This is a genomic window from Amycolatopsis roodepoortensis (assembly GCF_024628825.1).
In the GTDB taxonomy this organism is placed as follows: domain Bacteria; phylum Actinomycetota; class Actinomycetes; order Mycobacteriales; family Pseudonocardiaceae; genus Amycolatopsis; species Amycolatopsis roodepoortensis.
Genome location: NZ_CP102415.1, coordinates 6,013,956 through 6,036,473, shown reverse-complemented (window position 1 = coordinate 6,036,473; position 22,518 = coordinate 6,013,956). Strand labels below are relative to the sequence as shown.

The window sequence follows — 22,518 nt, the reverse complement described above, 5'->3', positions numbered from 1 at the left end:
CGCCGGGAACGCAGGGTGTCGCGAAAGCCACTTTCGAGACGTCTCGTGTCCCGAAAGTGGCTTTCGCGACACCCCCCGGCCGACCTGGGCGCGACGTCTCCCCCGCCGCCCGGCGACCTGCCGGGGAGATCCTGTCCTTCGACCGCTGGGCACGGTCCGCGTAGATAGGGTGGCGGGGTGAGCGCACCCCAGATCACGCTGACCGTCCGGCACACCCCGTCCGCACTGGACTCCCGCCGCGGTGTCGTCCGGCTGCACCCCGAAGTCCTCGACGCGCTCGGCCTGATGGCCTGGGACGCCGTCCGCGTCACCGGCGCGCGCGTCAGCTCGGCGCTGGCCGCCCCGTCCGACGCGGAGGGGATCCCGGGGGTGATCCTCCTCGACGACGTCACCATGTCGAACCTCGGCGTGACCGAGGGGTCGGAGGTCGTCGTCGCGCCGGCGGAGGTGTCGGCCGCGAAGACGGTCACCGTGGCGGGTTCGCGTATCGCGAGCGTGTCGCTCTCCCCGCACACCCTGCGGCTCGCCCTGATCGGCAAGGTCCTGACCGTCGGCGACGCCGTTTCCCTGCTGCCCCAGGATCTCGCGCCCGCACCGGGCTCGGACGTCTCCGCGGTCCGCGGCCAGCTCTCCCGCGCCATCGGGATGACGTGGACCAACGAGCTGCTCACCGTCACGGCCACCGAGCCGTCGGGGCCGGTCGCCGTCGGACCGTCCACTGTGGTCAGCTGGCGGGATGGCGCCCGCACCGGCGAGGCCGCGCCCGCCGCCGCCCCGGCCCGCGCCGGGACGACGCTGGTGCGCAGCACGCCCTCCACGCCACACGAGGACTTCATCGACGCCGAGATCGTCGAAGACGAGCGGATCGACGAGGCCGCCGAGGAGACCGTGCCGCCGTTGTCGGACCTCGCCGGTTCCGAAGCGGCCGCGCGCAAGCTCGCCGAATGGTTCGACCTGGCCTTCCATCGCCCGGAGCTGCTGGCGAAACTCGGGACGTCGGCGCATCTCGGCGTCTTGTTGTCCGGGCCCGAAGGCGTCGGGAAGGCGACCCTGGTCCGCGCCGTGGCCCAGGCCGAGAAGGTGCGGGTGGTGTCGCTCGCGGCGCCGAACATCGCCGTCCTCGAACCGAACGTCGCGGCGGCGCGCCTGCGGGAGGCGATCGAGCAGGCCACCCGTGACGAAGACCCCGCTGTCCTGCTGATCACCGACATCGACGCCCTGCTGCCCGCGTCGCAGCCGCCGCCACTCGCAACGGTGGTCCTCGATGACCTGCGAAAAGCCTTGCGCCACAAGGGATTCGCCGTCGTCGCCACCACCGGGCGGGCCGAGTCCACCGATCCGCGGCTGCGCGCCGCCGACCTGCTCGACCGCGAACTCGGCCTGCCGCTCCCGGACTCGAAGACCCGCACGGAACTGCTGCGCGTGCTCCTGCGCGAAGCCCCGCTGGAGTCCGGCGTCGACGTCGGCCCGATCGCCGAGCGCACCCCCGGTTTCGTGGCCGCGGACCTCATCGCGCTCCGCCGCGACGCCGCCCTCCGCGCCGCGCTGCGGCAACGCGAGGCCGACGAACCCCGGATCTCCCAGCAGGATCTGCTCGACGCGCTGACCACCGTCCGTCCCATTTCGATGTCCACTTCGGACAATCTGGCCACCGGCGGGCTGACGCTGGACGATGTCGGCAACATGACCGACGTCAAGCAGTCGCTCACCGAGGCGGTGCTGTGGCCGCTGCGCTACCCGGACTCGTTCGCCCGCCTCGGCGTCGACCCGCCGCGCGGCGTGCTCCTGTACGGGCCGCCCGGCGGCGGCAAGACGTTCCTGGTCCGCGCGCTCGCGGGCACCGGCGCGCTGAACGTCTTCGCGGTCAAGGGCGCCGAACTGATGGACAAATGGGTCGGCGAGTCCGAGCGTGCCGTGCGGGAACTCTTCCGCCGCGCCGCCGAAGCCGCGCCGTCGCTGATCTTCCTCGACGAGATCGACGCGCTCGCCCCGCGCCGCGGCCAGTCTTCGGACTCCGGCGTGTCGGACCGCGTGGTCGCGGCCCTGCTGACCGAATTGGACGGTGTCGAGCCGATGCGCGAGGTCGTCGTCCTCGGTGCGACGAACCGGCCGGAACTGGTCGACCCGGCCCTGCTGCGGCCGGGACGGCTGGAGCGCCGCGTCTACGTCCCGCCGCCGGACGCGCACGCCCGCGAGGCGATTTTGGCCGCCAGCGCCAAGAACACGCCGCTCGCGTCCGATGTGGACCTCGCGGCGTATGCGGCCACTTTGGACGGTTACTCGGCGGCGGACTGCGCGGCGCTGATCCGGGAGGCCGCGCTGACCGCGATGCGCGAGTCGCTGGAGGCCAAGGAGGTCACCGCCGAGCATCTGACGAAGGCGGCGCAGGCCGTGCGTCCGTCGCTCGACCCGGCCCAGCTCGCGGCGCTGGAGGCCTACGCGCAGACCCAGGTCTGAGAATGTGAAAAGGGCCCGCTTCCTCGTGAGGAAGCGGGCCTTTTCGCGTACGGGCTAGGAGCCGTCCTTGTCGTTGGTCTTGTAGTCCTTGGTGAGGATGACGATCACGCCGGGACCGATGTTCTTGATCTCCTCGAACCTCGGCTCGGCACGGAAACCGAACTCCAGCGCCAGCGCCTTCGCCGCCGCTTCCTCGTCGGTGCCCGGCCGGTAGTAGGCCACCGTCTCGGGCAGCCTGCCCGGATAGCCCTTGACCTCGGAGACGTTCCAGCCCGAGGCGCGGAAGTCCTTCGCGGCCTGCTCGGCGAGGCCCTGGATCGTGCTGTTGTTGTAGACGCGCACCGTCACCCACTTGTGCGACGCCTGCTGATCACCGCCGGGCTGACCCGGACCGGGCTGGCCTGGCTGCCCCGTCTGCCCAGGCTGGCTCGCCGGCGGTGCGGAACTCGCGGGCGCGCTCGACGGCGGCGCCGACGACGCGGGCGGCGTGCTGGCGGAGGGCGAACCCGGCGCCGGAGACGAAGGCTGCGTCGCGCCGTCCGAGCTGGTGGGCGTGCTGCCGGGCGGCGTCGCGGTGTCCGAGTCACCGCCGCCACTGGTCAGGGTGATACCGCCGATCACGGCGGCGATCACGGCGACACCGACCAAGGCCAGTCCGGCGGCCTTCATCGGCCGGGACAGACCCGAAAACAGACTCATGAGAGATCGATCCCCAGTCGCCGGGCCGCGCGATTGCGCTGCCGGGCCGCTCGCGTCTTTCGCAGGCGCTTCACCAGCATCGGATCGGCCTGCATGGCTTCGGTCTTCTCGAGCAGCCGGTTCAGCAACTGGTAGTAGCGCGTCGACGACATAGAGAAGCGTTCGCGGATGGCCTGTTCCTTCGCGCCGGCGTACTTCCACCACTGACGTTCGAACGCGAGCATGTCGAGCTCGCGCTCGCTGAGGCCGTTCACGGTCTCCGACGGGGACGGCTGGTCGGGCTCAGCCATCGACTCCGCGGCGTCCATCCGACTCCTCGCAATCAGGTCAGTGCTCGGCGGGCGTGAAACCACAGGCTTGTCATTCCGCGGCGCCATTAGACCACGGATGCGGCGCCCGGCCTCGGTAACGACGTCGGCGCGTCATGGGTAAGGGTGTACCAGAAGGGTCCGACTAAACTGCGCGCGTGACCGTCCATCCCATCGTGATCGCCGGCGAGCCCGTGCTGCACAACCCGACTCGGGAGATCACCGAGTTCGACGACAAGCTGCGCACGCTCATCGACGACATGTTCGAGACCATGTACGCCGCCGAAGGGGTGGGCCTCGCGGCCAACCAGATCGGCCTCGACCTGCGCGTGTTCGTCTACGACTGCCCCGACGACGAGGGCACGCGCCACAAGGGCGTCGTGGTCAACCCGAAGCTCGAGACGTCGGAGATCCCGGAGACGATGCCGGATCCGGACGACGACTGGGAAGGCTGTCTCTCGGCGCCCGGCGAGTCGTACCCGACCGGACGCGCTTCGTGGGCGAAGGTGACCGGTTTCGACGTCGACGGTAATCCGATCGAGGTCGAAGGAACCGGTTACTTCGCGCGCTGCCTGCAGCACGAGACCGATCACCTGGACGGCTTCATCTACCTCGACCGGCTGGTCGGGCGGCACGCCCGCGCGGCGAAGAAGATGCTCAAGGCGAACAAATGGGGCGTTCCGGGCAATTCGTGGCTGCCGGAGGCGCGGCCCTCCGACGACTGACCTCGTGAGTGGTAAGGACGGTTAGAACCGTCCTTACCACTCACGAGACGTGAGGGTCAGCAGCCCAGGAAGTGGCACCGCACGACCCGCGGCTGCTCGATCACCTTCCCCGCCTCCACCGACCACGCGAGCCGGAGGTACTGGGCGTGCGTCCAGGCCAGCGGAGTGGCGGACGCGGTCGGAGTGCCGGCCGGGAAGCCCGGCTGCCCCGAAGGCGCGTTCTCGTCCCAGACCTGCTCCGGCATCGTGTCCCCCGAGCTGCTGACGCGCCCGAGGTCTCGAAGGCGCTTCGCGGCCGTCCCCCGGTCCCCGTTGGCGAGGTCGTACTCGCCTCGTTCACCCGCCAGCAGCGGCCACAGTCGCCCGAAAGTGGTCCGGCTTTCCGCCGGGAATGTGTAGTCCCACGGTGAGCCGTCGGCCTTCTCGCCGTAGCCGTCCTTCGTGTAGCGGTGCCAGAACTGACCCGTCGGGGTGGTGAAGGCGATGTCGGCGTCGGTGACCTCGACGCTGTTGCGGATCACCGGATCGTCGGCGCGGTAGATGCCCAGCCTCACCAGTTCGAGGAATCCCGCGTCGGTCACGGCACGCTGGTCCATGGTCACGCTGGAGTTGCCCAGGTTGTACTTCGTGCCGTTGTTCGGGTTGCCGTCCTTGGTCAGCCGGACGAAGTACGGATCCTTCGACAGCGGACCGTTCGTGGTCACCGTCCACTGGGCGAGTTTCGCTTTGAACGCGTCGGCGGTGTCCAGGTAGCGCTTCGCGTCCGCGGCGGCGCCGTTCGCCTTGGCGATGTCGGCCGCGCAGACCAGCCCGGCGATCACCGCGGCGATCGTCGAGGGCGAGTAGCCGTCCTGTTCCTCCCAGCGTTCCTGCTGGCTGTACGGCGACGCGTGCCCGTTGTCCGCCTTGTAGGACAAGAGGAATTCCGCCGCCTTGCGCACACCCGTCCAGGTCTTGGCGTCGGTGCGGCCGAGCTGCTGGGCGAGCACGATCGGCAGCGCGGTCTCGTCGAGCTGGATGGACGTCCAGTACGGCGTGCCGTCGACGTGGCTGTTCTGCGGCAGATGCCCGTCCGGCAGCTGCTGCGTCCCGAACATGTAGTCGATCGACCGGTTCGCGGCGTCGCGGTCGCCGGCGGCGAGCAGGCCGGTCGCGATCTGGTAGAGGTCCCGCGGCCAGACCAGGTGATAGGTGCCCGACGGCGACCATTCCGGGTCGTTGTTCCCGAACCGCCACGGCATGCTCGGCGACGCGATGAGCGCGCCCTGGTGGATCTTGTCCTCGCTCGCCGCGAGCATGAGCACGGACGCCTGGTAGAGGTCCCGTTCCCGCTCGGTCTTGAGCGACGACGGCGCGTCCTTCAGCCGGCTGAGGTAGTGCTTCCAGCCCCGGTCGTACGTGCGGGCGGCATCGGCGAAACCGCGCCGCAGTGAGGCTTTCGCGTTGGCGAGCGCGTCGGAGTCCTTCGCGCCCATGCCCAGCGAAAGCGTGAAGTCCCGCGAGCGGACACCGTCGGCGGACGTCTGCCCGGTGATCAGCACGTTGCCCTTGGCCGCGGTCGCGTAATCCTTGAGAGTGAAGGACTTCGTCAGCTGCGTGATGCCGTCGGAGGCGCCCGCGTAACCCACGGAAGTACGCGAGAACGCCGGTTCCGCCGCCAGCGCGGCCGAGGTCTTCGCGTCGGACGCGACCGCGTTCACCCCATCGGTGCGTGCGGAGTCGTCGGAGCCCTCGTTCGTGAGATCGGGATCCGCGACCGCGTACACCTGGTAGGGGCGGCCGGTCAGCGAAACGAAGTCGACGTCGATCAGCACGCTCGCGCGCGCCGGGTCGGTGACGTAGGTCTTGCGGAGCTTCCAGCGACGCCGGTCGTCGGTGATCGTCTGTTCGTAGGTGAGGCCGCCGGTGCGGCGCACCTGTTGCGCCTTGGCCGACGAATCGACGGTGGCGAAGCTCGTCCCGTCGGTGACGACGAGGTCGAGCGCCCGGACGCTCGGCGTGGACAGGTCCGGGTAGTAGACCTCGGACATCCGGCCGCCCTGGAGGGTGAACCAGACGTTGCTCGCCCGTTCGCGGGCGGTGCCGAAGCCGGTCTTGTCCGCCGGGAGCCAGCTCGGATGGGCGCCGGGCGCACCGGGCGCCTCACCGCCCTGTGCCGCAGCCACCGCCGGGACCAGCCCCGCGATCAGCACGCCTGCCAGTGCCGGGAGCACGAGTTTTCGCATATCCACCCCAGACTTCTGTAACGGTGCAGAACCTCCGGGATTCTGTCGTGAATCCCCAGCGAGCACATGCTCCAAACCGGTGAACCGCTAACGCTGTCGACATGTCGGCCCGGAAATCGCGTTGCTCACGGCGGCCCCCGTCCCCGACGATCGGGGAATGCCGAACCTGCTGGCGTTCATCCCCGCCGCGTTCCTCATGGCGATGGTCCCCGGCCCGGCGACGGTGATGCTGATCAAGCAGTCGGCGAAGGGCTCGCGCCGGAACGCGTTCGCCACCGTCGCGGGGATCGAGGCGGGTGTCGCGTTCTGGGGGCTCGCCGCGGTGTTCGGTCTCACCGCGCTCCTCATCGCCTCGCAGGTCGCCTACGACGTCTTGCGCATCGCGGGCGCGGTCTTCCTGATCTACCTCGGCGTCAAGGCGCTCTTCTTCCGCAAGCGCGACGGCGAGGTCGCCGAACCCGCCGGGCGCGGCTTCCGCTCCGGCTTCCTGATCAACGTGAGCAACCCGAAGGCGGGCGTGTTCGCGATCTCGTTCCTCCCCCAGTTCGTTCCCGCCGACGGCGGGCCGTGGTCGCTGCTGCTGTGCGTCGCGGTGTGGATCGCCGTCGACATCGTCTGGTATTCGTCGCTCGCCCTGCTGGTCACACGCCTGGGCGAGTGGTTGCGCCGCGATCGCGTCAAGCTGTGGCTGGAGCGCACGTCCGGCGGCGTCCTGGTCGGCTTCGGAGTGACCGTCGCCTTGGAGGGTTGATTGTCCGAGGCCCGGCGTGGCATGGTCGGGGCACAACCAAACAACCGCGGGAGCTCGCGCCATGGCGGGCTGAGAGGGCGGCTGGTGTCTTTCCAGGGACCCGGCGCCGCCGACCGCATGAACCTGACCGGGTAATGCCGGCGTAGGGAGTGAACGTCGTTGACGACGCTTGAGAATGCCCAGGGCATCACACCGACCGTGACCACCGGGCCGATCACCGGTTCCCGCAAGGTCTATCACCAGACGGAATCCGGTCTCCGGGTCCCCGCGCGGCGGATCGATCTTTCGAACGGCGAGCATTTCGACGTTTACGACACCTCCGGCCCGTACACCGACGACGACGCGCAGATCGATGTCCACAGTGGACTGCATCGGCTGCGCGCCGGCTGGGCCGACGGTCGTGAGCACAACACCCAGCTCGGCTGGGCGAAACAGGGCGTCATCACCCGCGAGATGGAGTACGTCGCGGCACGCGAGCGCTGCTCGCCGGAATTCGTGCGGGACGAGGTCGCGCGCGGCCGCGCGGTGATCCCCGCCAACCGCAAGCACCCGGAGACCGAGCCGATGATCATCGGCAAGAACTTCCTGGTGAAGATCAACGCCAACATGGGCAACTCGGCCGTCTGGTCCTCCGTGGAGGAGGAGGTCGACAAGATGGTGTGGGCCACCCGCTGGGGCGCCGACACGATCATGGATCTCTCCACCGGCAAGCGGATCCACGAGACGCGCGAGTGGATCATCCGCAACTCGCCGGTGCCGGTCGGCACCGTGCCGATCTACCAGGCGCTCGAAAAGGTCAACGGGGAGCCGGAAAAGCTGTCGTGGGAGGTCTACCGCGACACCATCATCGAGCAGTGCGAGCAGGGCGTCGACTACGTCACCGTGCACGCCGGGGTGCTGCTGCGCTACATCCCGCTGACCGCGCGCCGCGTCACCGGCATCGTCTCGCGCGGCGGCTCGATCATGGCGGCGTGGTGCCTCGCGCACCACAAGGAATCGTTCCTGTACACCAATTTCGCCGAGCTCTGCGAGATCCTGCGCGAGTACGACGTCACGTTCTCGCTCGGTGACGGCCTGCGGCCCGGTTCGATCGCCGACGCCAACGACCGCGCGCAGTTCGCCGAACTGGAGACGCTGGGCGAGCTCACGCATATCGCCCGCGAGCACGACGTCCAGGTGATGATCGAGGGTCCCGGCCACGTGCCGATGCACAAGATCAAGGAGAACGTCGAACTCGAGGAGAAGCTGACCGGCGAGGCACCGTTCTACACCCTCGGCCCGCTCGCGACCGACATCGCGCCGGCGTACGACCACATCACTTCGGCCATCGGCGCGGCGCAGATCGGCTGGTACGGCACGGCGATGCTCTGCTACGTCACGCCGAAGGAGCACCTCGGCCTGCCGAACCGAGACGACGTCAAGACCGGCGTGATCACGTACAAGATCGCCGCGCATGCCGCCGACCTCGCCAAGGGGCACCAGTACGCGCAGGAGTGGGACGACGAGCTTTCCAAGGCCCGCTTCGAATTCCGCTGGAACGACCAGTTCAACCTGTCGCTGGACCCCGACACCGCCCGCGCGTACCACGACGAGACGCTGCCCGCGGAGCCGGCGAAGACGGCGCACTTCTGCTCGATGTGCGGGCCGAAGTTCTGCTCGATGCGCATCACGCAGGACGTCCGCAAGTACGCCGAGGAACACGGACTGTCCACTGTGGAGGCCATCGAGGCCGGCATGGAGGAGAAGTCGAACGAATTCGCCGAGCAGGGCAACAAGGTGTACCTGCCGGTGGTCAATCAGTGACACGCGCCGACGTACTCCCTCCCGCGGAGGCGCCGTGAACACAGCACCCAGGACGGCCCTCACCATCGCCGGATCGGATTCCGGTGGTGGTGCGGGCATCCAGGCCGATCTGCGCACCTTCTTCGCCAACGGGGTGCACGGGATGGTCGCGCTCACCGCGGTCACCGTGCAGAACTCGCTGGGCGTGCAGGGGTTCAGCGAGATCCCGGTCGACGTCGTCACCGGCCAGATCAAGGCCGTCGCCACGGACATGGGCGTCGACGCGGCGAAGACCGGCATGCTCGCGACGGCCGAGATCATCAACGCCGTCGCGAAGACGCTCGACGAAGTCCACATCGGACGCTCGTCGGACACGCCGTTCGTCGTGGACCCGGTCGCCGCTTCGATGACCGGGCACGCGTTGCTGCGAGAAGAGGCACTGGAGGCGATCCGCACCGAGCTTTTCCCGCGGGCCACGCTGATCACGCCGAACCTGGACGAGGTCCGGCTGCTGACCGGCGTGGAGGTGACCGGGCCGTCGACTCAGCGGGAGGCGGCGGAGGCGTTGCTGGAGTTCGGGTCCGAGTGGGTGCTGGTGAAGGGCGGGCACCTCGACGCCGCTCAGGACTGCGTGGACCTGTTGTCGGACGGCGAATCCTGGGTCGAGCTGAGCGGCCCGCGCTTCGACACCAGGAATACCCACGGCGGCGGGGACACGATGGCTTCGGCGATCACGTCTTCGCTGGCGAAGGGGGCGGACGTGCCGACGGCCGTCGCCGAGGGGAAGCGGTTCATCGAGCGATGCGTGGCGGAGTCGTATCCGCTGGGGGCCGGGGTGGGTCCCGTTTCGCCGTTCTGGCGGCTGCGGTAACCATCCGGCCAGTGCCGGAGGTCCGTGAAGCCCCTTGCCAAGTACATGAAGGCCCCCTTCCTGTACCTAGGCGCAAGGAAGGGGGCCTTCATGTTCTGCGGGGTCCTGCTGGGCGAAGCGCCCTACCGGGAGGTTGCGAAGGCCACCTTCGCAACCTTCAACGTTGTGAAAGTGGCTTTCGCAACGTCGGCCGGGTCCGGTGACATCCGTTAGCGGGCGCTGAGGCGAGGAGCGTCCACCGCCCAATACCAGTTGTTCCCCGCCGCGTAGAGCCGCCAGGTCAGCTTCACCGATCGGGCCCCGGCGGGCACCTTGACCGAAGCCGCCGTCGGCACCGAAAGCACGTCACCGCCCTTGTTCGCCGTACCCGATTCCGGCCCGTAGGCCAGCACGTTCTGCTCGGGGCCGCCGTCGAACGACGCGGTCAGCGCGCCCCGCTGCGTGCCGTCCTGCCGGTAGTGCGACACGAAAGAGACGTCCACAGTGGACCTTCCGGAGACGTCGAGCGAAGGCGAAACCAGGGAAGAGTCGAAGGTGCCGCGCGAAGAGGGCGAGCCCTTGTCGTCCCATTCATCCGGGTCCGCGACCGCGAAGACGCCACGCGCGCGGGCGTTCGCCTCGCGCTGCTGACCAGGGGCGGTGCGAGTCCAGAAGTCGTCGGTGGTGAACGACCAGCCCTGCCACTCCGTCACGCCGGCGGGCATGCCGGACGCGTTGCGCACGCTCCAGCCGCCGGGAGCGTCGTGCGTCCAGCCGAGAACCCCCGCCGGGACACCGGTTTCGTCCTGCCGCGCCTTCAAGACGGCCGTGTCGAAGACGTCCGAAGGCGCGGCGCCGAGCGCGTAGCCGTCGTAGACAGCCGGAGCCGCGATGCCGAGGTGCCGCAGCACCGTCGGCGCGATGTCGACGATCTTCGGTGCCACCGCGGGGGTTCCGGCCGGGACCGCGCCACCGGCGGCGATCACGAACGTCATCCGTTCTTCAGGGGTGTCGCCGCCGTGCCCGCCCGACGGCGTGTGGCCGTGGTCCGAGGAGATCATGATCAGCCAGTCTTCGTTCGCACGGTTCGCGCGGGCGTCGACGGCGGCGAGCAGACGGCCGATCAGCGCGTCGTCGGTGCGCAGGCTGGCTTCGTACTGCGGAGAATCCGCGCCGTGGTCGTGCCCAGCGATGTCCGTCTGTCCGAAGTAGACGAACGACGCGTCGGCCTTGTCCTGCTTGAGATGCTTCTCCGCGTCGACGGCGACCTGCTCGTCGGTCTTCTCGTAGCCGGCACTGTCACCGTTCAGGACGAACTTGCGGTCTTGGCCGGTGCGCAGGATCCGGTCGCTGATCGGCGTCCAGTCGACCGCCGCGTAGGTGTCGAGCGCAGGGTTCGCGGTTTCGGCGCGGGCGAGCCAGCTCGGATGCGGGGCGAGATCGTTGCCCGAGAAGGAGTTGTCCTTCACCTTGTGCTTGTCCGGCCAGACGCCGGTGAGGATCGTGGACCATCCGGGACCGCTCACCGTCGGCGCCATCCCGCTGCCGTACAAGGAACTGCGCGACGCGTAGCCACGCTCCGCCAGCGCGTGGACGTTGGGGGTGTCGGCGGCCATCAGCTTGTCGAAGCGGGCGCCGTCCAGGCCGATGACCAGCACTTTTGGTGTCTTGGCCGCGGCGACGGCGACACCGGACGTCAGTCCGGCGACGGCCACCAAGACCGACAGGAGGGAAAGCGTTCTGCGCACGAAAGCCTCCAGGTAACTTGTTCGAACCAATTGTTCGTCAAGTTAGTGCGCCGAACTGACTTCCCGATGAAGTCCGCGTGCCGCCACGGAGGACTTCAGCCGACGGGCTCCATCACCCGCGAGTCGTACTCCTTCCGCGATTCGAGGATCCCGTCGAAGTTGGCGACCGACCATTCGCTGACCGCCATGAGCAGCGTGCCCGCGCTCGCCCCGCGTTCGGTCAGCGCGTACTCGACGGTCGGCGGCGTGGTCGGGAAGACCGTGCGCGTGACCAGGCCGTCGCGTTCGAAGGCGCGCAGGTTCTGCGTCAGCATCTTCTGGCTGATCCCGCCGACGGCGCGGCGCAGCTCACCGAACCGGTGCGGCCGCCGCGACAGCGCGCCGAGCACGAGCGCGGTCCACTTGTTGGCGAGGAGGTCGAGGACGTCTCGGCACGGGCAGTTCCGCAGGTAGATGTCCCACGGGGATTCCGGCACTTCACAGGTGGTTTCCATCAGGTACCTAGTTTACCTATAAGTGCCTTCTAGCGAAAAGAGACCATGCGGCCGAGCATGGACAGCACCAACAACGAAGGAGCTTTCGATGCGCGTCGTGACCCAGCAGCGGCTTGGTGGCCCGGAAGTGCTGGAGGTGACCGAAACCGATCGGCCGTCCCCCGCCCCGACGGAGGTGCTCGTGCGCGTGCGCGCGGCCGGGATCAACCCGGTCGACTGGAAGACCCGGGCCTACGGCGTCTTCATGGGCGAGCCGCCGTTCGTCCTCGGCTGGGACGTCTCCGGGGTGGTGGAGGAGCTCGGTGTCGGCACCACGCGGTTCGCCGTCGGCGACGAGGTCCTCGGCTTCCCGTGGTTTCCCCGGCAGGCAGGCGGCTACGGCGAGTACGTGACGGCGCCCGCCCGCCAGTTCGTGCGCAAACCCGCGAACCTCACCCACGAGCAGGCCGCCGGGCTGCCGCTCGCCGGGCTCACCGCGTGGCAGGGCCTCGTGGACATCGCCGACGTCCAGCCTGGCCAGCGTGTGCTGATCGACGCGGCCGCGGGCGGGGTCGGGCACCTCGCCGTGCAGGTGGCGAAGGCGCGCGGCGCGTACGTCCTCGGCACGGCGAGCGCCGGGAAGCACGACTTCCTCCGCGAACTCGGTGTCGACGAGCCGATCGACTACCGCGACCAGGCCGCGACCGCGTCCGGGGTGGACGTCGTGTTCGGGCTGGTCGGCGAGCAGAGCGACCTGCGCTGGCTGGACGCGGTGAAACCGGGCGGCCTGCTGATCGCGGTCCCCGGAGGCCCGAGCGAAGCTGTCGTGGCGAAGGCGGAGAAGCTCGGCGTGCGGACGTCGGGAATGCTCGCCGAACCCGACGAGATCGGTCTCCTGGCGTTGACCGGCCTGATCGAGAAGGGTGAACTGCGCGTCCACGTCGACCAGACCTTCCCTCTCGAAGACGTCGCGAAGGCGCACGAAGTCGGCGAAGGCGGCAGGGTGACCGGGAAGCTCGTCCTGACCCTCTGAGAACGCGCGTGGAAAATGAACCCATGAGCGAGAACCCGAGCCCGCCGTCGGCGCTGACCATCGCGGGGTCCGACTCCGGCGGCGCCGCCGGCCTTCAGGCGGATCTGCGCACGTTCCTCACCTGTGGCGTGCACGGCCTGGTCGCGGTCACCGCCGTGACCGTCCAGAACACGCTCGGCGTGCACGACCGCACCGACATCCCGGCGAGCATCGTCGCCGGGCAGATCGAGGCGGTCGCGGCCGACATGGGCGTCAACGCGGCGAAGACCGGCATGCTCGCTTCGGCCGAGATCATCCACGCCGTCGCCGCCGCGTGCGACAAGGCCGAGATCGGCCGCGACAGCAAGGTGCCGTTCGTGGTCGACCCGGTCGCGGCGTCGATGCACGGGCATCCGCTGTTCGACGAGGCCGGGCTGGTGGCGCTGCGCGACGAGCTCCTGCCGCGCGCGACCGTCCTCACGCCGAACCTCGACGAGGTCCGCCTGCTCACCGGGATGACCGTGACCACCCGCGAGCAGATGCACCAGGCGGCCGTCGTGCTGCACCGGCTCGGGCCGAAGTACGTGCTCGTCAAGAGCGGCCACCTCGTCTCCGACCCGGAATGCGTCGACGTGCTCTTCGACGGCTCCACGTTCGTCGAGCTGCCGGGCGAGCGGTTCGCGACGCAGCACACGCACGGCGCCGGGGACACGATGGCGTCGGCGCTGACGGCGGGGCTCGCTAAGGGCATGTCCGTCGTGGAGGCCGCGCGCTACGGCAAGTGGTTCGTTTCACACGCGGTCGAAAACGCCTACCCGATGGGCGCGAAGGTCGGTCCGGTTTCGGCGTTCTGGCGGCTTGCGCCCGAGCACTGAGCACCCGTCCGGTTACGATCTGCGCCGTGACGGGACGCGAGACGGTGGCCAGGGTCGTCGAAGACCGCCGCTTCCAGAACTTCATCATCGCGGTGATCGTCTTCAACGCCGTCACGCTCGGCCTGGAGACCTCGACCAGGATGGTCGCGGACCACGGGACGCTGCTGCACACGGTCGACTACATCGCGCTCGGGATCTTCGTCCTCGAACTCGGCGCGAAGCTCTACGCCTATCGCGGAACGTTCTTCCGTGACCCGTGGAACATCTTCGATCTGGTCGTCGTCGGGATCGCGGTGATCCCCACGACCGGCCCGTTCGCGGTGCTGCGGGCGTTGCGGGTCCTGCGGGTGCTGCGGCTGATCTCGGTCGTGCCGTCGATGCGGAAGGTCGTCACCGGCCTGCTCGCGGCGATCCCCGGAATGGCTTCGATCGCCGCGCTCCTCGCGCTGATCATCTTCGTCGCGGGGGTGATGGCGACGAAGCTGTTCGGCGCGATCTCGCCGGAGAACTTCGGCGACCTCGGCACTTCGCTGTTCACGCTGTTCCAGGTGATGACCGGCGAGGCCTGGCCGGACATCGCCAAGGAGGTCATGAGGGAAGCGCCCATGGCCTGGGTGTTCTTCGTGGTCTACATCCTCGTGTCCAGCTTCGCGGTGCTGAACCTCTTCATCGCCGTGGTGGTCAGCGGGATGGAGGACGAGCTTCGCCAGGACATCCGCGAGGAAGAGGCGAAGCAGGCCGAAACGCAGGCTCTGGCGAACAAGGAGATCCTCGACGAGCTTCGCGCTCTTCGCGAGGAAGTCAGCGCTCTTCGTCGGCAATGAGCGCTTCGAGCGCGGGCAGAGCCGCCGCCAGCGCCGCTTGATGCTCCGGCGTCAGCCGTTCGAGGCGTTTGCTCAGCTCGTTCACCCGGGTCGACCGGACGCCGGAAACCAGCCTCGCCCCCTCTTCGGTGGCCTCCGCGAGCCAGGCACGCCTGTCGATCGGGTCCGATTCACGGCTGACGTAGCCCGCTTCGACCAGCGAAGCGACGATCCTCGACATGGTGGCCGCGGCGACGCCTTCCTTCGCCGCGAGATCACCCAGGCGGAGCTGGCCGTAGTGCACGAGCGTGGCGAGCGCCGAGATCGCGCCGTGGCCCGGCCCGGGCACACCGGCCTGGCGCAGCGACCGGGACAGCCTGCCCACCGCCAGGAACAACCTGCCCGAAACGTCCTGGACCGCTGACGTGGTCACCACTGGCTCCTCTGGGTACACGGCGGCGGGTGCGCCTCCGGAAAGGTGCCGTCAACCATACGGGCTCCGGGTGCGAACTCGCCGTGAAGGCCGTGAACCGTACAAAAGGGTTACCGGGGCGGGCTCGACGCGTGCGCCCAGAACCGCTGCGGGATCCGCCCCGCGCCGGCCGCCAGCCGCCCCGCGGTGACGGCGGCCCGCATCGCCGACGCCATCCGTTCGGGGTCCGCGGCCCTGGTCACGGCGGTGGAAAGCAGGACCGCGTCGCAGCCGAGCTCCATCGCCAGTGTCGCGTCGGAAGCCGTGCCGATCCCGGCGTCGAGGATCACCGGCACCCCAGCGCGGGACACGATCAGCTCGATGTTGTGCGGGTTCCGGATGCCGAGACCGGTGCCGATGGGCGCGCCGAGCGGCATCACCGCCGCGCAGCCCGCCTCCTCCAGCCGCAGCGCCAGCACCGGATCGTCGTTGGTGTACACGAGCACGGTGAAGCCGTCCGCGGCGAGCCGTTCGGCCGCTTCGAGGGTCTCGAACGGATCCGGCAGCAGGGTGCGGTCGTCGGCGTGGACCTCCAGCTTGACGAGGTCGGTCTCGAGCGCTTCGCGGGCGAGCTGCGCGGTGAGGACCGCTTCGGCGGCCGTCCGGCAGCCGGCGGTGTTGGGCAGCAGGCGGATGCCGAGGCGGCGAAGCAGTTCGAGGACGCCGGAGCCGCCTTCGGCGTCAGCCTTGCGCATCGCGACGGTGGTCAGTTCCGTCCCGGACGCGACCAGCGCGCGTTCCAGCACGGCGAGGTTGCCCGCGCCGCCGGTGCCGATGATCAACCGCGACGAGAGCTTGTGCTCGCCGATGACGAGGTGGTCGCCGTCCATTTCAGCCTCCTTGCACAGCGGTGAGGATGTCGACGCTGGCGCCCTTGCGCACCACCGCTTCCGGCCATTCGCCGCGCCGGACGACCACGCCGTCCACCGCGACCGCGACGCCCTGTGTCGCCGTGCCCAGCGCCTCCAGCACGCCCTCGACGGTGGTGCCGTCGGGGAATTCGCGCCACTGGCCGTTGACCTGGATCTCCATCACACCCGCTCCTCGCTTCGCCGCGACGGTGTTGCCGCCGCGACCTCGTCCGGCAACGGCACTCCGTCCAGCCAGGCGACCGCGGCGTCCGCGGTGACCGGGGCCATCAGGAGGCCGTTGCGATGGTGACCTGTCGCGGCGAAGACGCCTTCGCCCAGCTCACCGATGAAGGGCATCGTGTCGACACTCGCCGCGCGAAGCCCGGCGGCGGTCTCGACGAGTTCGTACTCGGTGAGGCCTGGGAAGACGCGCTCCGCGCCTTCGAGCAGCTCACGAACGCCTCGGACGGTGACGGTCTCGTCGAAACCGGCCTCGTACTGGGTCGCGCCGAGTACGAGCTGACCGTCGTCGCGAGGGACGAGGTAGATCGGGCGTCCTTCGACCATCGCGCGGACGGTGCGTTTCGGGGGCGGCAGGCAACCCCGTCGCGGCCGGAGGCGGAGGATCTCGCCCTTGAGCGGGCGGACGGCGCCGTCGAGCGCGGGATGCAGCCGTCCGGTCCAGGCGCCGGCGGCGAGGACGACGTCACCCAATCCGTTGAGCTCGGTGACCGTCTCGTGGCGGAACTCGACGCCGCGCACTCGACAGGCGTGTTCGAGCGCGCGCAACAGCCTTCTGTTGTCCACGGCCAGATCCCCGGGCACCAGGAGTCCACTTCGGACGGATCCGGCGAGGCCGGCTTCGGCGCGGCGGGCCTCACGGCCGGTCAGCCGCTCGACCTCGCGGCCGAGCTCGGCGAGGTACGCGGCCAGCATTTCGAGGTTGCCCGCGTCCGCGCTGTCCAGCGCGACGACGAGCGTGCCGTGCGGTGAAAGTCCCGGGTCGACGCCCTCTTCCGCCAGCTCACGGGCGAAATCCGGCCAGCGCCGCAGGGACGCTTCGCCGAGCGCGAGGACGTCCTCCTCGCCCGGCCAGGCCTCGGTGACCGGCGCGAGCATGCCGCCCGCGAGCCACGACGCGCCGCGCCCCGGATCGGGGTCGTACACGGTGACGCGATGACCGCGCGCGGACGCGCGCCAAGCGACCGAGAGGCCGATGACCCCGCCGCCGACAACCGAAAGTTCCTTCATGGAATCACGCTCCCTGCGCCGGCATGACCCGGATCAGGTTCCACGGTCGGAGCGGTCCCGGCTCCCTCTCAGCCCGTCCTCGGGCTCCCGTGCGGACCACCCCACCGTAGCGCGCGAGTACCGTCGCCGCCATGCCCACCCTGTCTGGTTCGCTGATCCGCGCCCGGCTCGCGGACGCCCGCCTGTACCTCTGCACCGACGCCCGGTCCGGCCGCGGCGATCTCGCCGAATTCGCCGACGCCGCGCTGGCCGGCGGGGTCGACATCATCCAGCTGAGGGACAAGACCGGCGGTGCCCCGATCGAGGCGAAACACGAGATCGCCGCCTTGGAAGTGCTGGCCGAGGCGTGCGAGAAGCACGACAAGCTGCTGGCGGTGAACGACCGCGCGGACGTCGCGCTCGGCGTCGGCGCGCACGTGCTGCACCTCGGCCAGGACGACATCCCGGTGTCGCTGGCGCGCCGGGTGCTCGGGGACGACGTGGTGATCGGCCGGTCCACCCATTCGGCCGAACAGGCCGCGGCCGCCGCCGAAGAACCCGGCGTGGACTACTTCTGCACCGGCCCGTGCTGGCCGACCCCGACGAAGCCCGGCCGGTCCGCCCCGGGGCTCGACCTGGTGCGCTCGACGGCCGCGTCCGGGACGGCGCGGCCATGGTTCGCGATCGGCGGGATCGACGTCGAGCGGCTGCCCGAGGTGCTGGACGCGGGGGCGTCGCGGATCGTCGTCGTCCGCGCGATCACCGAGGCCGAAGACCCCGAAGCGGCCGCCCGCACGCTTCGCTCCGCCCTCTCCTGACCCCATGCGTTTCGTCCTCTGAACGCGGTAGTTGGCAACTCGAACTACCGCATCCAGAGGACGAAACGCGGGAAAGGGATCAGGGCACGGGGGTGTTCGAGGCAGGCGGAGCCGAGGCGGTCGTCGAAGGCGCCTGGGAGGTCGACGGCGCCGTGGACTGCGTCGTCGGGGGTGCCTGCGTCGTGGTGGTGGGCGTCGTCGAGGGGGTCGGCGTGGTCGACGGCGTCTTCTCGGGCTGGTCACCCGGAGTCTCCGTCGGGGTCGTCGCAGGCGGGGTGTCGTGCTTGTCCTGCCGCTCCTGGGCCTGTCCGCCGCCGATGATCTTCCCTATGGTGGTCCCGGTTCCGCCGCCGAAGGTCTTCCCGGTCGCCCCCTCGAAACCGGTGATCGCGACGAGCGCCACCGCGAACGCCACCACGCTGACACCGGCGATCACCGCCCAGCGCGGCTTGAACTTCCGCCCGGACGGCTCTTCGTCCTCCGCCTGGGTGATGCGGACGGTCTCCTGCTCCGCCGGGTCGAGCACCTTGCGGCGCCCGGGAACGGTCAGCACCACTCGCGCCTTCAGCGCCGCGTCCTTCGTCCGCTGCAGTGAACGCAGGTACAGCTCGCCGCCGAGCGTCGTGATCACACTCGCCAGCCCGGCGCCCGCCACCGTGCCGGCCACGCCGAGGGTGGAACCCAGCAGCGCCGCCGTGATCGCGGCCATCGCGGCCGCCGTCACCTGGATGATCCGGCCCTGCTTTTCGGTCTTTTCGGTTTTCTCCGTGCTCTCCTTGGTCATGATCCCGTTCTGCTGCTAGTCGGTCCTCACCGGTCCTAACGACTAAGGCGCACGGGATGCTCCCCGCGTTGTCCGCACGTGAGGAGCGCCACCCTCTCTGTCCAAAAAGGACTGTCCATGGCTCACAACTCCTTGACATAATCGGACGTATGAACCTGGTCTCGATCGAGGAAATCCGCGACGCGGCGAGCCGTGTCAAAGGCGTCGCGGTGCGCACCCCGCTGCTGGAACAAGGGTGGGCGCCGTTGTGGCTCAAGCCGGAAAGCCTCCAGCCGATCGGTGCTTTCAAGGTGCGCGGGGCCTACAACGCGATCGCCGCGCTGACCGAAGATCAGCGTGCCCGCGGCGTCGTCGCGTTTTCCAGTGGCAACCACGCGCAAGCGGTCGCGTACTCGGCGAAGCGATTCGGGATTCCCGCGGTGATCCTCATTCCGGACGTCGCCCCGCGCGCCAAGGTCGAAGCCACCAAGGCGCTCGGCGCCGAAGTCATCGAGGTCCCCATCGACGCGCAGGAGTCCTCCGCGCTCGCCGTCGCCGAGGAACGCGGGCTCACCATGATCCCGCCGTTCGACCACCGCGACGTCATCGCCGGGCAGGGCACCGTCGGCCTGGAGATCGCCGAAGACCTGCCGGACGCCGGCGTCGTCCTCGTGCCGCTCAGCGGCGGCGGGCTGGCCTCGGGCGTCGGCACGGCGATCAAGGAACTGCTGCCGGACGCGAAGGTCATCGGCGTCGAGCCGGAACTGGCGGGCGACACCGCCGAGGGCCTGCGCGCGGGCAGGCGGATCGAGTGGCCGATGGAGCTGCGGGCGCGCACCAGCGCCGACGGCCTGCGCGCCCAGCCGTCGGACCTGACCTTCGCCCACCTCCAGGCGGTGCTCGACGACGTCATCACCGTTTCGGAGGAGGAGATCCGGGAGGCCGTCCGGACGCTGGCGCACCGGGCCCGTCTGGTCGCCGAGCCGAGCGGCGCCACCGCGACCGCCGCGTTCCTCTCCCACCGGGACGCGCTACCGCCGGGCAAGGTCGTTTCCGTCGTTTCGGGCGGCAACCTGGACCCGGCGACCCTGGCCGGCCTATTGGCGTAACTCGCGTGACTGGGGCCGTATCTCGCGTGATTGGAGGCGTAACTCACGAGTTACGGCTCCAATCACGTGAGTTACGCCTTCAATCACGCGTGTGACGCCCGGGGTGGACGTGCGTCGGGGGCGAGTCGACGCCGCAGTGGAGGCATTCACCCGGATGCGGCGACTCGTCGGTGTCGTCGGTGTCGTCGGAAGGTGTGTCGAGGACGCCGTTGTGGATGCCGAGCGCGATCAGCCCGCCGCCGATCGCCAGCGCCGCGCAGACGAGCAACGCCGTCCGCCAGCCCGCGGTCAGGGCCACCGGATCGGCGTAGGCGGCACCGGACAGCCCGGCGACGGCGGGCAGCACGGCGATCGCGAGCAGGCCACCCGACCGGGCGATGGCGTTGTTGACCCCGGAGGCGACGCCGGCGTACCGGTCCGGCGCGGCGGCCAGCACAGTCGCCGTCACCGGCGCGACGACCGTCGCCAGCCCGGCACCGAACACGACGACGGCGGGCAGCACCGACCCCAGATACGAGGACCCCGGCCCGACCCGCATCAGCAGGAGCATGCCGACGCCGACCAGGATCGGGCCGACGACGAGTTGCGTGCGCGGCCCGATCTTCTGCGCGAGCGCGCCGGACCGGCCGGAGAACAGCAGCATGATGACGGTGATCGGCAGCCCGGCGAGCCCGGCGGCGGTCGGCGAGTAGCCCAGCGACACCTGAAGCTGCATGACCATCAGCATCATCACGCCGCCGAGCGCGGCGTAGACGACGAAGGTCAGCGCGTTGGCGAGGCTGAACGTCCGGTCCCGGAACAGTTTCGGCGGTACCAGCGGGTCGGCCGAGCGGTGCTGCATCACCAGGAACGCCCCCAGCCCCGCGACGCCGAGCACGATGGCGATCAGGACGACGACGTCACCGATACCCCGCCCGGGCGCTTCGACCAGCGCACCGGTCAGCCCGGCCAGCCCGATCGCGCCGACGGCGGCCGCGAGGAAGTCGGGATGCCCGGTCGCCTCCTCGTCGCGGGACTCGGGCACGTAGCGCCGGGCGAGCAGGACGCAGACCGCGGCGAGCGGCAGGTTGATCAGGAACGCCAGCCGCCATGACCACACCTGCACGAGGACGCCGCCGAGCAGCGGGCCGATCGCCGCCGCGATACCGCCGAGCCCGGACCAGGCGCCGATCGCGCGGGCCCGGTCCTCATGGGTGAACGACGCCTGGAGGATCGCCAGCGAGCCGGGCGTGAGCAAAGCTCCCCCGATCCCCTGGAGGATCCGGGTCACGACGAGCAGCTCGGTGGTCGTCGCGGCGGCGCACAGCCCGGACGCGACCCCGAACCAGACGACGCCGACGACGAACATGCGGCGGCGGCCGTAGCGGTCGCCGAGCGATCCGGCGACGAGGATCAGCGCGGCGAGCGCGAGCAGGTAGCCGTCGAGGATCCATTGCAGGCCCGCGACGGACGCGTCGAGCTCGTCGCCGATCCTCGGGAGCGCGACGTTGATGATCGTCCCGTCGAGCATCGCCATGCCCGAGCCCACGATCGTGGTGGCGAGCACGCCCCGCGCCACCGGCGTCCCCCACCGGATCCCCGCCGCCGTGTCAGTCATGGGACGACTGAATCACGACGGCCGGGGCCGGGCCACCGCGAAACAGGGATGAATTCCGGGAAAGCGATCTTTCCCGGAATTACCTGACTCGTCAGGGAAGTAGCGTGGTGACGAATTTGTAACGGTCACCCCGGTAGATCGCACGCGCGAACTCGACCGGTTTTCCATCGGTGGCGAAGGAATGCCTCGAAAGGAGCAACATCGGCATTCCGACGTCGGCGCCGAGCATCTCCGCCTCGTGCGGTCCGGCGAGGGCGGTCTCGATCGTTTCCTCGGCCCTTTCAAGCTCGACGCCGTAGTGCTCCCTCAGCACGGCGTACAGCGAACCACCTGCGGAAACGTGTTTGCGCAAACCGCGGAAGCGACCGAGCGGGAGATGCGTGGTCTCCAGTGCCATCGGCTGCGAATCGGCCAGCCTGAGACGGCGAAGGCGAAGGATCTTCGCGCCGACGCGGATTCCGAGCAGCTTCGCCAGATCGGCCTCGACGGGCAGTTCGTCGATCTCCAGCAGCTTGGACGACGGCTTGAGCCCCTGCTTGCGCATGTCCTCGGTGTAGGACGACAACTGCAGGCGCTGCGCGAGTTTCGGCTCGGCGGCGAAGGTGCCCTTGCCCTGAACGCGGTGAAGCCTGCCCTCGGCGGTGAGATCGGCGAGGGCCTGCCGGACGGTGGTGCGCGAAACGGTGAATTCCCCCGCCAGTGCCCGTTCCGTCGGAATCGGCGAGCCGGGCGGCAACGCGTCGAGCAGATCGAGCAGATGCTGTTTCAGCGCCCAGTACTTCGGTTCGCGCTGCCCGCGCATCCCTGCCGTAGCGCCCGCCTCACCCGCGGTGGTTGTCTCCAACATGACCGACTCCCTAAGCCTTCCCACTCAAACGCGCACCGTCCCCGCTAGGAAACGTACCCTTCACCACAAACGTCCATTCGGGCTAGCATTGGTCTAGACCTACTCGGGGGACGAAGTACGTCC

Annotated in this window: 22 protein-coding genes and 1 riboswitch; of the genes, 10 read left to right on the top strand and 12 right to left on the bottom strand. The window is 69.6% G+C overall.

Annotated features, from left to right (window positions below; genetic code table 11):
* Nucleotides 1-177: 177 nt before the first annotated feature.
* Complete coding sequence (locus NQK81_RS28850; protein WP_257484019.1) at nt 178-2,457, top strand: AAA family ATPase; 2,280 nt, start codon at nt 178-180, stop codon at nt 2,455-2,457.
* Nucleotides 2,458-2,511: 54 nt separating this feature from the next.
* On the opposite strand, the gene NQK81_RS28845 is transcribed toward NQK81_RS28850, so the two are convergent.
* Both NQK81_RS28845 and NQK81_RS28840 read right to left on the bottom strand, forming a co-directional pair.
* The gene (locus NQK81_RS28845) at nt 2,512-3,156 is read right to left on the bottom strand and encodes a LytR C-terminal domain-containing protein (RefSeq protein ID WP_257484018.1); all 645 of its coding nucleotides are present in this window, start codon (nt 3,154-3,156) and stop codon (nt 2,512-2,514) included.
* Nucleotides 3,153-3,464 carry a DUF3263 domain-containing protein gene (locus tag NQK81_RS28840; protein ID WP_005160574.1) on the bottom strand — a complete coding sequence of 104 codons (312 nt, stop codon included), beginning with the start codon at nt 3,462-3,464 and terminating at the stop codon, nt 3,153-3,155. Before NQK81_RS28840 ends, NQK81_RS28845 begins: the two co-directional genes overlap by 4 nt.
* Nucleotides 3,465-3,622: 158 nt before the next feature.
* Here NQK81_RS28840 and NQK81_RS28835 point away from each other — a divergent pair, with 158 nt between their 5' ends.
* Nucleotides 3,623-4,189, top strand: coding sequence for a peptide deformylase (locus NQK81_RS28835; protein WP_126730344.1), 567 nt, complete (start codon nt 3,623-3,625; stop codon nt 4,187-4,189).
* A 56-nt stretch (nt 4,190-4,245) separates the two neighbouring features.
* On the opposite strand, the gene NQK81_RS28830 is transcribed toward NQK81_RS28835, so the two are convergent.
* A complete protein-coding gene (locus NQK81_RS28830; RefSeq protein ID WP_257484017.1) occupies nt 4,246-6,414 on the bottom strand; it encodes a glycoside hydrolase family 15 protein in 2,169 nt (722 codons plus the stop codon).
* Between the two features lie 157 nt (nt 6,415-6,571).
* Between NQK81_RS28830 and NQK81_RS28825 the strand changes: the two genes are divergently transcribed.
* From NQK81_RS28825 to thiD (NQK81_RS28815), 3 genes are all read left to right on the top strand, one after another.
* Nucleotides 6,572-7,165 (top strand): LysE family translocator, encoded by a 594-nt coding sequence (locus NQK81_RS28825; protein WP_257484016.1) that lies wholly within the window; start codon nt 6,572-6,574, stop codon nt 7,163-7,165.
* Nucleotides 7,166-7,324: 159 nt separating this feature from the next.
* The gene (gene thiC / locus NQK81_RS28820) at nt 7,325-8,968 is read left to right on the top strand and encodes a phosphomethylpyrimidine synthase ThiC (RefSeq protein WP_192743836.1); all 1,644 of its coding nucleotides are present in this window, start codon (nt 7,325-7,327) and stop codon (nt 8,966-8,968) included.
* 34 nt (nt 8,969-9,002) lie between these two features.
* Entirely contained in the window at nt 9,003-9,818 is an 816-nt protein-coding gene (gene thiD / locus NQK81_RS28815) for a bifunctional hydroxymethylpyrimidine kinase/phosphomethylpyrimidine kinase (RefSeq protein WP_257484015.1), read from the top strand.
* A 209-nt stretch (nt 9,819-10,027) separates the two neighbouring features.
* Here the strand turns inward: thiD (NQK81_RS28815) and NQK81_RS28810 are convergent, their stop codons facing one another.
* Together NQK81_RS28810 and NQK81_RS28805 are read right to left on the bottom strand one after the other, a co-directional pair.
* Nucleotides 10,028-11,545 (bottom strand): alkaline phosphatase family protein, encoded by a 1,518-nt coding sequence (locus NQK81_RS28810; protein WP_257484014.1) that lies wholly within the window; start codon nt 11,543-11,545, stop codon nt 10,028-10,030.
* A 95-nt stretch (nt 11,546-11,640) separates the two neighbouring features.
* A complete protein-coding gene (locus NQK81_RS28805) occupies nt 11,641-12,039 on the bottom strand; it encodes a winged helix-turn-helix transcriptional regulator (RefSeq protein ID WP_172843557.1) in 399 nt (132 codons plus the stop codon).
* An 88-nt stretch (nt 12,040-12,127) separates the two neighbouring features.
* Here NQK81_RS28805 and NQK81_RS28800 point away from each other — a divergent pair, with 88 nt between their 5' ends.
* Genes NQK81_RS28800 through NQK81_RS28790 form a run of 3 tightly spaced genes read left to right on the top strand, consistent with a single transcriptional unit; the run spans nt 12,128 to nt 14,729 of the window.
* Entirely contained in the window at nt 12,128-13,051 is a 924-nt protein-coding gene (locus NQK81_RS28800; protein ID WP_257484013.1) for an NADP-dependent oxidoreductase, read from the top strand.
* 23 nt (nt 13,052-13,074) lie between these two features.
* The gene (thiD, locus tag NQK81_RS28795) at nt 13,075-13,905 is read left to right on the top strand and encodes a bifunctional hydroxymethylpyrimidine kinase/phosphomethylpyrimidine kinase (protein WP_034308254.1); all 831 of its coding nucleotides are present in this window, start codon (nt 13,075-13,077) and stop codon (nt 13,903-13,905) included.
* Between the two features lie 26 nt (nt 13,906-13,931).
* Nucleotides 13,932-14,729: an ion transporter gene (locus tag NQK81_RS28790; RefSeq protein ID WP_257484012.1), complete on the top strand. Its 798-nt coding sequence runs from the start codon at nt 13,932-13,934 to the stop codon at nt 14,727-14,729.
* On the opposite strand, the gene NQK81_RS28785 is transcribed toward NQK81_RS28790, so the two are convergent.
* From NQK81_RS28785 to thiO, 4 genes are all read right to left on the bottom strand, one after another.
* Nucleotides 14,707-15,141: a MarR family winged helix-turn-helix transcriptional regulator gene (locus NQK81_RS28785; protein WP_126730334.1), complete on the bottom strand. Its 435-nt coding sequence runs from the start codon at nt 15,139-15,141 to the stop codon at nt 14,707-14,709. The genes NQK81_RS28790 and NQK81_RS28785 overlap by 23 nt on opposite strands.
* Before the next feature lie 110 nt (nt 15,142-15,251).
* Nucleotides 15,252-16,010: a thiazole synthase gene (locus NQK81_RS28780; protein ID WP_126730661.1), complete on the bottom strand. Its 759-nt coding sequence runs from the start codon at nt 16,008-16,010 to the stop codon at nt 15,252-15,254.
* A 1-nt stretch (nt 16,011) separates the two neighbouring features.
* The gene (gene thiS / locus NQK81_RS28775; protein WP_007033436.1) at nt 16,012-16,212 is read right to left on the bottom strand and encodes a sulfur carrier protein ThiS; all 201 of its coding nucleotides are present in this window, start codon (nt 16,210-16,212) and stop codon (nt 16,012-16,014) included.
* The gene (thiO, locus tag NQK81_RS28770) at nt 16,212-17,282 is read right to left on the bottom strand and encodes a glycine oxidase ThiO (protein WP_257484011.1); all 1,071 of its coding nucleotides are present in this window, start codon (nt 17,280-17,282) and stop codon (nt 16,212-16,214) included. The genes thiS and thiO overlap by 1 nt, the downstream gene beginning before the upstream one ends.
* Nucleotides 17,276-17,383, bottom strand: a riboswitch (TPP riboswitch). It overlaps the preceding gene by 7 nt.
* 30 nt (nt 17,384-17,413) lie before the next feature.
* Here thiO and thiE point away from each other — a divergent pair.
* Nucleotides 17,414-18,079 (top strand): thiamine phosphate synthase, encoded by a 666-nt coding sequence (thiE, locus tag NQK81_RS28765; RefSeq protein WP_257484010.1) that lies wholly within the window; start codon nt 17,414-17,416, stop codon nt 18,077-18,079.
* 79 nt (nt 18,080-18,158) lie between these two features.
* Here thiE and NQK81_RS28760 read toward each other — a convergent pair whose 3' ends face one another.
* Nucleotides 18,159-18,863, bottom strand: coding sequence for a hypothetical protein (locus NQK81_RS28760; RefSeq protein WP_257484009.1), 705 nt, complete (start codon nt 18,861-18,863; stop codon nt 18,159-18,161).
* A gap of 149 nt (nt 18,864-19,012) precedes the next feature.
* Here NQK81_RS28760 and NQK81_RS28755 point away from each other — a divergent pair, with 149 nt between their 5' ends.
* The gene (locus NQK81_RS28755; RefSeq protein WP_257484008.1) at nt 19,013-19,951 is read left to right on the top strand and encodes a threonine ammonia-lyase; all 939 of its coding nucleotides are present in this window, start codon (nt 19,013-19,015) and stop codon (nt 19,949-19,951) included.
* Between the two features lie 79 nt (nt 19,952-20,030).
* Here the strand turns inward: NQK81_RS28755 and NQK81_RS28750 are convergent, their stop codons facing one another.
* Both NQK81_RS28750 and NQK81_RS28745 read right to left on the bottom strand, forming a co-directional pair.
* Nucleotides 20,031-21,548, bottom strand: coding sequence for an MFS transporter (locus tag NQK81_RS28750; RefSeq protein ID WP_257484007.1), 1,518 nt, complete (start codon nt 21,546-21,548; stop codon nt 20,031-20,033).
* Nucleotides 21,549-21,639: 91 nt separating this feature from the next.
* Complete coding sequence (locus NQK81_RS28745; protein WP_181772244.1) at nt 21,640-22,395, bottom strand: GntR family transcriptional regulator; 756 nt, start codon at nt 22,393-22,395, stop codon at nt 21,640-21,642.
* Nucleotides 22,396-22,518 lie beyond the last annotated feature (123 nt).

Coding starts and splice junctions, on each gene's coding strand:
- NQK81_RS28845 (WP_257484018.1), bottom strand. CDS start 3,156: ATGAGTCTGTTTTCGGGTCTGTCCCGGCCGATGAAGGCCGCCGGACTG.
- thiD (WP_034308254.1), top strand. CDS start 13,075: ATGAGCGAGAACCCGAGCCCGCCGTCGGCGCTGACCATCGCGGGGTCC.
- NQK81_RS28840 (WP_005160574.1), bottom strand. CDS start 3,464: ATGGACGCCGCGGAGTCGATGGCTGAGCCCGACCAGCCGTCCCCGTCG.
- NQK81_RS28745 (WP_181772244.1), bottom strand. CDS start 22,395: ATGTTGGAGACAACCACCGCGGGTGAGGCGGGCGCTACGGCAGGGATG.
- NQK81_RS28825 (WP_257484016.1), top strand. CDS start 6,572: ATGCCGAACCTGCTGGCGTTCATCCCCGCCGCGTTCCTCATGGCGATG.
- NQK81_RS28780 (WP_126730661.1), bottom strand. CDS start 16,010: ATGGACGGCGACCACCTCGTCATCGGCGAGCACAAGCTCTCGTCGCGG.
- thiE (WP_257484010.1), top strand. CDS start 17,414: ATGCCCACCCTGTCTGGTTCGCTGATCCGCGCCCGGCTCGCGGACGCC.
- NQK81_RS28830 (WP_257484017.1), bottom strand. CDS start 6,414: ATGCGAAAACTCGTGCTCCCGGCACTGGCAGGCGTGCTGATCGCGGGG.
- thiO (WP_257484011.1), bottom strand. CDS start 17,282: ATGAAGGAACTTTCGGTTGTCGGCGGCGGGGTCATCGGCCTCTCGGTC.
- NQK81_RS28805 (WP_172843557.1), bottom strand. CDS start 12,039: ATGGAAACCACCTGTGAAGTGCCGGAATCCCCGTGGGACATCTACCTG.
- NQK81_RS28755 (WP_257484008.1), top strand. CDS start 19,013: ATGAACCTGGTCTCGATCGAGGAAATCCGCGACGCGGCGAGCCGTGTC.
- NQK81_RS28750 (WP_257484007.1), bottom strand. CDS start 21,548: ATGACTGACACGGCGGCGGGGATCCGGTGGGGGACGCCGGTGGCGCGG.
- NQK81_RS28800 (WP_257484013.1), top strand. CDS start 12,128: ATGCGCGTCGTGACCCAGCAGCGGCTTGGTGGCCCGGAAGTGCTGGAG.
- NQK81_RS28760 (WP_257484009.1), bottom strand. CDS start 18,863: ATGACCAAGGAGAGCACGGAGAAAACCGAAAAGACCGAAAAGCAGGGC.
- thiS (WP_007033436.1), bottom strand. CDS start 16,212: ATGGAGATCCAGGTCAACGGCCAGTGGCGCGAATTCCCCGACGGCACC.